The 9,716-nt window shown below is 46.7% G+C and carries 7 protein-coding genes; 5 read left to right on the top strand and 2 right to left on the bottom strand.

Annotated features, from left to right (window positions below):
- A partial coding sequence (locus VIM72_RS28170) for a hypothetical protein (RefSeq protein ID WP_332006145.1) occupies positions 1–1,082 on the bottom strand: 1,082 nt, incomplete at its 3' end.
- Positions 1,083–1,165: 83 nt separating this feature from the next.
- Here VIM72_RS28170 and VIM72_RS28165 point away from each other — a divergent pair.
- Positions 1,166–2,050 (top strand): hypothetical protein, encoded by an 885-nt coding sequence (locus VIM72_RS28165; RefSeq protein WP_332006144.1) that lies wholly within the window; start codon positions 1,166–1,168, stop codon positions 2,048–2,050.
- An 80-nt stretch (positions 2,051–2,130) separates the two neighbouring features.
- On the opposite strand, the gene VIM72_RS28160 is transcribed toward VIM72_RS28165, so the two are convergent.
- On the bottom strand, positions 2,131–2,862 hold the full coding sequence (locus tag VIM72_RS28160) for a GntR family transcriptional regulator (RefSeq protein WP_332006143.1): 732 nt from the start codon (positions 2,860–2,862) through the stop codon (positions 2,131–2,133).
- 246 nt (positions 2,863–3,108) lie between these two features.
- Between VIM72_RS28160 and VIM72_RS28155 the strand changes: the two genes are divergently transcribed.
- The 4 genes from VIM72_RS28155 to VIM72_RS28140 all read left to right on the top strand — a co-directional run.
- Complete coding sequence (locus tag VIM72_RS28155; RefSeq protein ID WP_332006142.1) at positions 3,109–4,431, top strand: MGH1-like glycoside hydrolase domain-containing protein; 1,323 nt, start codon at positions 3,109–3,111, stop codon at positions 4,429–4,431.
- A 175-nt stretch (positions 4,432–4,606) separates the two neighbouring features.
- Positions 4,607–7,675 (top strand): TonB-dependent receptor, encoded by a 3,069-nt coding sequence (locus VIM72_RS28150; RefSeq protein WP_332006141.1) that lies wholly within the window; start codon positions 4,607–4,609, stop codon positions 7,673–7,675.
- A 55-nt stretch (positions 7,676–7,730) separates the two neighbouring features.
- The gene (locus tag VIM72_RS28145; protein WP_332006140.1) at positions 7,731–9,233 is read left to right on the top strand and encodes a RagB/SusD family nutrient uptake outer membrane protein; all 1,503 of its coding nucleotides are present in this window, start codon (positions 7,731–7,733) and stop codon (positions 9,231–9,233) included.
- Positions 9,234–9,395: 162 nt separating this feature from the next.
- A partial coding sequence (locus VIM72_RS28140) for a hypothetical protein (RefSeq protein WP_332006139.1) occupies positions 9,396–9,716 on the top strand: 321 nt, incomplete at its 3' end.

Below are 9,716 nucleotides of genomic sequence, written 5' to 3'. Positions count from 1 at the left end.
AGGTAACTCAGCAGGTTGCTCTCCCCACCTTCCAGGATCAACAGCAGCAACTGCTCTCCTTTTTCCTTCCTGCCCGCATGAAAATGCAGCAGGCAAACCGCCGGAGTAATGGCAGGGAATAGCTTGCGCTCATAGGCAGTGGTGATTTTAGTGATGAGCGGATTGGTTTGTTCACCGGGCAATACTGCCAGTGTAAACGCATAATAAAAGGCAAACAACGGCGACAACGGCAAGGTATGTTTCTTATCGTACTGCCGTTGACGTTTGATGCCTTTTTCAAAACAAACAAGGGCCTTTGCAGGCTGACCGCTATATAATAATATCACCGCCTGTGCATACAAATCATCCGCGGTTTCATCTGCCGGAGGCAAATCAAGCTGCCCCTGCAACAGCGACAGCTCAGGGAAACCGGCCTTATACCGGCGGCGGAAACTTTCCAGTTCCTCCACTGGCGGCATTTTCAGCAGGTTATATTTTAAGGCAAAAGATACCATTTTATCAAGGCTCTCCTGGCTGAAAAAAGGTAACAACTCCGTGTAGGCGGAGTAATACAACAGGTAGGAAAGATAGGGCTGGTATTCGTTCAGCTCCAGTTCCAGCTTCCTTACAGGCGGGAACAACAGGGAGCGGTCGCCGGTAAAATAAGCGGTAAGCAGCTGCTGCAGGTCCTGCAGCCGGGCGCTCATGCTGTAAAATGCGTGTACGGCGTACCGTGTTCTTTCCAGTAATGCAGCATAGGCTGGCTGTTTTATAATTACCGGGAAAAGCAGGAAGCTCATCTCCGGTACCAGGGAATAATTACCGGTTACATTTTTAATGGCCAGTCCTGCCGCTACCAGGTGTTTCAATATTTCAGCGACCCTGAGCCCTTTCATTTCCTCCACGCAGTTCACCGCGTCGGTAATAGTAAATGTTTCCAGCGGGTAGAGGTATAGTGCCATCACATCCATCACAAGCCGGGTGTCCCTTTCCTGTGAATCGTATTGCCTCAGATAGAAACTTTCGTTGACCATAGTAACAAAAGTAGCTGAAAATATTTTTGGAGGCAGACAACCTTTTCCCGTTTTTTTCCGAATACGCATAAGTACCGGTTAGCAAACCAGGTTGTTACTGACCAACAACCCGTAATAGCGTATTATTTCAAATTTCTAAAAATTTTAACTGCATGAACTCCTTTAAAAACGCCCTGCTTTCATTGATAGCCTTTGGTGGTATCGTTTCCTTCAGCGCCTGCGGCGGAAATGATAACAACCCCGACACACCGGCGCCCAAGCCTGTGGTGCAACTCAGCGCCGACGCTACTTTGGGAAATCACCTTACTGATGTGGATGGTAATTCCCTTTATTATTTCTCCAATGATTTTGATGGTAAAAACAACTGCGCCGGCGGATGCGCTGCGGTATGGCCCATTTACTATGCCGGCGACAATCTTGCCCAGGCCGCGCTGGGCACAGGATTGGACATTAAAGATTTCACCACCATCACTACTACCGATGGTAAAAAACAAACTGCTTATAAAGGATGGCCGCTGTATTATTTTGCTCCTGCAGTGGGTGGTGTTAACGTACGGGAAGCGCCCGGAAAAACCACCGGTGAAGGTGTGGGTGGCGTATGGTTTGTAGCCAAACCCGATTATACCATACAGCTGATCAACGCGCAACTGGTAGGCGCTGATGGTAAAAACTACCTGGAAAACCATACCGTTGGCAATGCCAAAACATTGTACTTCACTGATGGCAAGGGTATTACGCTTTATTCTTTCAATAAAGACAGCTTTAACATCAACAAGTTTACCAAAGCTGATTTTTCCAACAATGCCATCTGGCCTATTTATGAAACAGACCAGATCGTAGTACCTTCTACGCTTGATAAAACATTATTTGGTAGTATCACTGTTGCCGGTAAGAAACAATTAACCTACAAGGGATGGCCGCTGTATTACTTCGGACAGGATGCAGGTGTAAGGGGCTCCAACAAAGGCGTGAGCTTCCCTGCACCAGGCGTATGGCCGGTGGTTACCCCAAATGTAGCAGCTGCTCCCAAACCATAACCTTTGCCTTCAACCGTAAAACGGAACGGCTCAGTATTCTGTATGAATGCTGAGCCGTTGTATTTGGTGAAATGTATGAACTATTCTCTTCTGCTTTCCACGGTATACACAAAGCTGTCGGCCCGGTAATACCCGAGATTATACTCAATGGGGCGTTCGCCCTGGTCGTATACGAACCGCTTCCTCAGCAGGATCGGATGCCCTGTTTCAAGCTCCAGCTTGGCGGCAATAAATTTATCGGCTGATTTGGCGCTGATCTCTTCTTTGGAGAGTGTAGCCACTGTCATGTAATCCTTTTCGAGGATATCGTATAAAGGTCGTTTGAAATCTTCCTCGCCGGTTAAGCCTACCCGGGGATGAAAGTAGGAAATGAAATATACAAAGGGCCCTTCCGCCTTTCCTCTCAGGCGTTCCAGCTTAAGCACTTTTTTATTAGGGCTGATCTCGAAAAAATTGGCAATGGTTTCATCGGGTAATACCCAGGTAACGTGCAGTTCAAAATTTTTGATGACGATGCCACGTGCAGTCATTTCCTGGGTGAAGCTCAGCCAGTTCTTTGATTTGGAGCTGATAGCAGCTTCCGCCACTTTAGTGCCCACTCCTTTCTTCCTGGTCAGCAGTCCTTCGTACACGAGTTTATTCAGGGCATGACGTAAAGTAGATCGGGAAATGGCCAGTTGCTTTGCCAGCTGTACTTCGTTTGGTAAAAATTTTCCACCACTGTATTGTGGATCTTTTATCATGTTCCGCAACAGGTTTTCCGCCTGTATATGAAGTGGTAAAGGATTTTTATGATCTATACTCAAATTCATGCCTGCAAAGCAACTGGAAATAAACAAGAAAAACAATTTTAGCCCAGCTTATTTTGGGGGTATGTATGCCCTGGGTGGAAAAACAGCATCCCTGAAAAGTATGCTCAGTGTACAAATTATCTCCATATAAACATCAAACAATCAACCAGTTAAGCAATGAATTGATTATAAAAATAATGTTAAAAACTTTTCTTGCATTTATTAAATTATGTTTATATGTTTGTACATAATATCCGGGGCCACATTATGAAAAAATACTTTTCTATAATTCCCTTTATTGCCGGTATCACTGCTCTTGTTTTCCTTCCGGGAAACCTGGCGGCACAGCCGGGCTCCAGGGCCCTGGCAACCGCTGTGATGGCAGACAGCAGGCTGGATACGGTGCAGGCCCGGGCACTACGGTTACTCACCGGTTTCTCTGCCGGTACTTCCTATGGGGAAGTGTGGATCAGGGATTTCAACACTTTTATTAACGGCTCTCTGCAGGTATTACCTCCTGAGCAGGTAAAGGAAATGCTGTTGCTTTTCTTCCGTATGCAGGGGGAAGACGGAAATATCCCGGACGGCGTTATTCCGAAGGAAAAGGCCAATGTGGGCTACCAATACCGGTATTCCGACCTTGCACCACAATGGGCCGCGCATAAGAATACCGTGGAAACCGACCAGGAATCATCCCTGGTCCAGGCGGTCAGGAAATATGTGGCTGTTACCGGCGACAGGGACTTCCTTTTTTTGGCTGTAAATGATAAAACGATTTTGCAACGGATGGAAGCCTCTATGGCCTATCTGCTGAAAGAGCGTTGGTCGGAAAAATACGGGCTCATCAAAGGGGCCACCACCATCGACTGGGGCGATGTGCAGCCGGAAACCGGCTGGGGAGTGGCCATCAATGAGAAAACGAAATGGGCCATCGATATTTATGACAACGCCATGTTTGTAATGGCAATACAGGATTTCCTGGCAATGAAACCCCAAAACTACCAATCACAGCAAAACTGGAGCAAAGTAGCGGCTGGTATACGGAGCAATGTGCGCAAATATTTATGGGACAACCGGGCGCAGAAATACATACCACATCTTTATCTGAACGGAAGCCCGTTTTCCCCCTCCTTCAACGAAAAAGAAATTCTTTACACAGGCGGCACTGCCTGTGCAATACTGGCAGGATTCCATACATCCAGGGAAATAGCGGCCATCTACAGGCAAATGATACAGGCCGCTTCCAAAGAAAAGTTTGCTACAATAGGTATCACGGTATATCCTCCTTACCCCGCGAAGGAGTTCCCGAATATGCATCCTTATGTATATCAGAACGGGGGCGACTGGACCTGGTTTGGCGGACGGATGATCCAGGCCCTTATTTTAAACGGATTTATACAGGAAGCTGTAACTGCGCTTAAACCCATGACCGAACGCGTCATTGCTCATAACGGCTTCTTCGAATGGTACGATGTTCAGACTGGCATGCCAAAAGGATCAGGAGATTTTCGCGGGGAAGCAGGCGTTTTATCAGACGCCATCGCGCTTTTGAAAAAATGGGCAATTCATCAGCAGGGAGTAAACAATTAAGGCTGCTCATTTATTATTTATTCATCAACCGGATCTTATTAAAAAACATATCATTACCATCATCTTAAAACCAAATTTCACTTGTTATCACAGGGGCTTATACATGTAGCGCCCCTGATCACTATCAACTGAAAACATTTACCGGCTATTATTACCTCATCACTAAAGACTTGTTATGAAAGCAAAACTATTTTATGTGCTTGCATGCCTGCTATTTTCCATGCATGCAATGGCCCAGATTAAAATAAGCGGGAAGGTCACCAGTGCCTCAGATGGAACTGCGATTCCCAACACTACCGTGGCCATTAAAGGTACTTCCAGTGGTACCATCGCCAATGTAGATGGCGTGTACTCTTTAACAGTGCCCAACCAGAACTCGGTGCTGGTATTTTCCTTTACAGGATTTGGTACCAAAGAGGTGGTGGTAGGAAATCAAACCACTATCAACGTATCCCTGGAAGTACAGGTAAATACCCTGAGCGATCTGGTGGTAATTGGTTACGGATCAGTGAAGAAATCTGACCTCACCGGTGCTGTGGCCTCTCTCAAGGGCGAACAGGTGATGGACAAACCCGTTCCCAATATCTCCCAGGCCCTGCAGGGTAAAGTGGCAGGCGTGGATGTAAACATCAATAGCAGCGCTCCTGGACAGGCAGCTAAAGTACGTGTGCGTGGTATCGGTTCCATCAACTCTTTTGTGGATCCGTTGTATGTGGTAGATGGTGTGGCAGGCGTAGATGCGAATGCGCTCAACCCTAACGACATCGCCTCTATTGAAGTACTGAAAGACGCTTCCTCCACCGCTATTTACGGTGCGCGAGGCGCCAACGGCGTAATTATGATCACCACCAAACGCGGTAAGGCAGGCCCTACCCAGGTAAGCTACCAGGGAGATGTAAACGTAAGCACACTGGCCAGCCATCTTCCTACATTAAACTCCGAGCAATTTGTGAAAGTATACAATGAAGCTTTTGCCAATGCTACCAAGTTCGACCCGGATCATGGCACCTGGACGCCAACCGCCATCCTGGATCATGAACATTTTCCTTTGCTGTTCGATGAAAACGATAAACCATTGTACAACACCAACTGGGAGAAGGAAACCTACAAACCGGCGGTGTCTACCAGCCACCAGGTGAATTTCCAGGGGGGTAACGACAACCTGCTCTATAGCGCCTCACTCGGCTACCTGGACCAGAATGGTTTAATGATAGAATCCTGGTTCAGAAGATACTCTGCCAGGGCTACATTCGACGACCAGGTAAAAGACTGGCTGAAAATTGGCGGCGCCCTTAACATTGTGTCCAGCACCCAAAGAGTAGTATCCGATGGTAATGGCTCTTTAAACGTACCAAGGATGGTGACGGAGGAAGTACCTATTGTACCGGTTAGATATCCTGATGGTAAATGGGCCGGTAACTATGATATTCCTGGCCTGGAGGGCGGTCCGAACCCGGTACAGATTGCGCAGAACAGGTATACGCTCAACAACCAGCTGCATACCCTGGGCAATTTTTACATGCAGTTCCAGATCACCAAGGACCTGAATTTTAAAACCGATTTTGGTTATGATCAGATCAGTAATAAAGCCAACTTCTATTCAGCAGGCAATCTTCCTCACCTGTCGCAGGACCAGGCAGGTATAGCCAGGATCACCACAGATTACCGCAAATACTGGCAGTCAGAAAACTATCTTACCTATAACAAACAGTTCAATAATAACAACAGCTTAAACGCGGTTGTGGGTATTTCCTTCCTGGAATACAGTAATGAAAACGCCCTGGCAGAAACACAGAACTTCCTGTCTGATTACTTCCAGTGGAATTCCCTGGCCGCAGGATCGGTGCGTAACAACATCACTTCAGAAACCCAGCCATGGTCCATGAACTCTTACTATGGCCGTGTTAATTATAACCTGAAGAATAAATACCTCTTTACCGCCACTGCCAGGTATGATGGTTCTTCCAAATTCAGTAAAGACAACCAGTTCGCTTTCTTCCCTTCTGTAGCTGCTGCATGGCGTGTTTCAGAAGAGGATTTCCTGAAGAACAGCAAAACCATCAACAACCTGAAGATCCGCGCCAGTTACGGTACTTCCGGTAACCAGGAAATTGGTCAGTTCCAGTACTCCCCGCAGTACCGTCCTGATCAAACCGTTATAGGCGGCGCCAATCAACCTACACTGGTACCGGGTTATATAGGTAACCCCGATCTGAAATGGGAACGCTCCAACCAGATAGACGCAGGCGTGGAACTGGTGATGGTGGATAACCGCATCAACCTGAATGTGGATTATTACAACCGTAAAACATCCGACCTCCTTTTGGCTACACCTATCCCATGGTCCGCAGGTATGTTTACTTCCAATGTATACAAAAACATAGGCGAGGTAAGGAATACCGGTCTGGAAGTAAACCTGAACACTATAAATATCCAGAAACCAAACTTTACCTGGTCTACCACCTTTGTTTTTGCCACCAATAAAAACGAGATCCTTACCCTCAATGATGGTAATGCGGATATCTTCCCTGGTCCTAACTTCCTCGGCCAAACCAATGTGCTGCGCGTGGGCCAGCCCATCGGTTCTTTCTATGGTATGAAAAGACTGGGCACTTATAGTACAGATGAAGCGGCAGAAGCAGCCAAACACTCCCTGCTGCCCGGCGACAGGAAATATGAATATGATGCCAACGGCAACGCTGTATATGATATCATAGGCCGCGCCTATCCAAAATGGACAGGTACTTTCAGCAGTACTATTAAATATAAAGGATGGGATTTTGCTTTCGATATCCGTTTTGTACAAGGCGTAAATACAGCCGCTGCATTTAAACACTCTGTGGAAGACCGCCAGACATTGGCCAACAGCCTTGCCACCGTGTTGAATGCCTGGACACCGGAAAACCAGAACACTCACATTGCACAGGTACGCAGCTATAAATTTACACAGGATTCCCATTTTGATACCTGGTGGGTAGAAGATGGTTCCTATATCAGGGGACAGAACTTCACTCTGGGTTACACTTTCCCCCAGGGCTGGATGGAGAGAAGCCATATCCGCAAATTCCGCATTTATGCAAGCGTGCAAAATCTTTTCCTCATTACCAAATACACCGGTTATGATCCTGAAGTAGACACCTTCAACTTTGGTTATGGCGCCAACACCGGTTTCTCCCAGAACATAGACTTCTTCCCCTATCCCCGCCCCCGCGTGTGGAACCTGGGTGTGAATCTTGATTTCTGATGAAATCGTATACCCGTTGATGTGATAACCTTTTTAGTGATTAAAAAATATGAAAATGAAAACGACTAAACATATCATACTCGCGTTGCTGGTGTTATTCACCTGTTCCTGCAAAAAATTCCTGGAACAAAAACCCACGAATTTTCTTCCGCCGGATGCTGATCTGTCTGATCCCAAAGTGGCGCGTGCGCTGGCCAATGGTTCTTACCAATACCTGCAGGGCTTTCTACAGGGACAGCCCTCTTCCTATGGCGGTAACGTGTACAACCTGATGGAATTCATGACAGGAAAGGCTAACAGTGATCTCGGTCAAACCGGGTTTGCCACCTTTCAGAACCTCAGCTATAACGCTACTTCCTTTTATGTGGATACCTGGTGGCAACGTTTATACCTGGGTGTAGGCGCCTGTAACCTGGCCATAGAAAAATTGCCACAGGCAGCGGTATCAGATGCAGATAAAACCAATATGCTGGCAGAAGCACATACACTGCGCGCACTTTATTATTTTCACCTGGTACGGTTATACGGTGCGGTTCCCAAGGTAACGGAAGTACCTAAAGATCTTAACCTGAACCTGCCCCGTACAGCGGCAAAGGCCATTTATGATGAGATCATCATCCCAGACCTGCAAATGGCGGCAAAATCAACGCTGCCCTGGGCCGACAGAACCGGCAAGGTTTCTATGGGATTAGTGCAGTCGCTCCTCGCTGATGTATATCTTACTTATGCAGGTGCTGCTATCAATGGAGGTAATCAATACTATGCGCTGTCGGCTGCCGCATCCAAATCAGTGATTGCAAACGGCGGTTATTTCCTGTTCCCGGAATACACCAATATGAATAATCCCGGCAACAAGAATCTCGGGGAATTTATTTTCCAGGTACAGTATGCGGCCTCCGTACCAAGCATCAACCCGCTTACTCCACTTACTATTCCAAACTATGCAGGTATCTCTCAATATTCTGATGAGTATGGCTCTGTATATCCAACCCCACAGTTTATTGCATCATTTCCTGCAGGTGATAAACGTGCGCAGGAAAGACAATTCTTCTATACCAAATACAAGAAGAAAGCCCCTGCCACCGATACCATCAGGTTTAAGGGACCGTATATCTATAAATGGTTTGATTCCCTTGCTGTTGTAAGCACCGCGAAATCCGATCTCAACTATACGCTTTACCGTTTGGCAGATGTATACCTGATGTATGCAGAAGCCTCTAACCGTGCAGAGGGCGGTCCGAATGCAGATGCCATCAAATACGTAAATGCCATCCGGGCCCGCGCCCAACTGGCGCCTATAGGCGCTATGTCACAAGCCAGTTTTGAACATGAAGTATGGCTGCAACGGTATTATGAGCTGTGCTTTGAAAATAAAATGTGGTTTGATATGATCCGGACCCGTAAAGTACATAACGACGTGACCGGTAACTGGGATGATTTTGTAGGGCATAAAACCGTATTTGGCGCTACTTTCGCAGCTAAACAACTACTGTTCCCTGTGCCTAAACAGGAAAGTGATGTGAACCCGAATTTATTGCCCAATAACCCGGGATTCTAATAGAGATATTTTTTTGAAAGATAGGGCTGTCTCTTTCTGAGGCAGCCCTTTTTATTTGGGCGGATTTTTTTTATGAGATGCCCGCCGGATTTTTTTACAAACATCCGTATTCTTTTCCTCTGATATATCAGAATACTAAATTATGTACGTATGTTTGTACATATGAAACATATAGTAGTTAAACTCCTTTTATGTTGCGGGGCAATAACCAGTGTAAATGCTCTGGAGGCGCGACTTCCCGTTACACACAGCGGGATGCTGCTCCGTTTGTTAAATGATTCAAAAGCCAACAGCGTGGAGCTTCCCCGCAAATTCCCTCGTCCACTACTACAATCCCCTTCCTTTACCAGTATTGAACTACAACCCACAGTAGCTTATCTCAACCATCATGGCACGCCTGCCCGTATGGTAAGGATGCGCTTTCACGGCGGCAAAAACTACCAGCCGGCGGTGGTATATATGTTTTTTAACGGCCGGGAAGAC

The sequence above is a fragment of the Chitinophaga sp. genome (assembly GCF_036569185.1).
Classification (GTDB): Bacteria; Bacteroidota; Bacteroidia; order Chitinophagales; family Chitinophagaceae; genus Chitinophaga.
The sequence above is the reverse complement of the archived record's forward strand: the minus strand, read 5'-3'. Positions and strand labels throughout refer to the sequence as shown.

What these genes read in the sequence shown, in the direction of transcription:
- VIM72_RS28155 (WP_332006142.1), top strand. Translation starts at nt 3,109, where the DNA reads ATGAAAAAATACTTTTCTATAATTCCCTTTATTGCCGGTATCACTGCT.
- VIM72_RS28150 (WP_332006141.1), top strand. Translation starts at nt 4,607, where the DNA reads ATGAAAGCAAAACTATTTTATGTGCTTGCATGCCTGCTATTTTCCATG.
- VIM72_RS28145 (WP_332006140.1), top strand. Translation starts at nt 7,731, where the DNA reads ATGAAAACGACTAAACATATCATACTCGCGTTGCTGGTGTTATTCACC.
- VIM72_RS28160 (WP_332006143.1), bottom strand. Translation starts at nt 2,862, where the DNA reads ATGAATTTGAGTATAGATCATAAAAATCCTTTACCACTTCATATACAG.
- VIM72_RS28165 (WP_332006144.1), top strand. Translation starts at nt 1,166, where the DNA reads ATGAACTCCTTTAAAAACGCCCTGCTTTCATTGATAGCCTTTGGTGGT.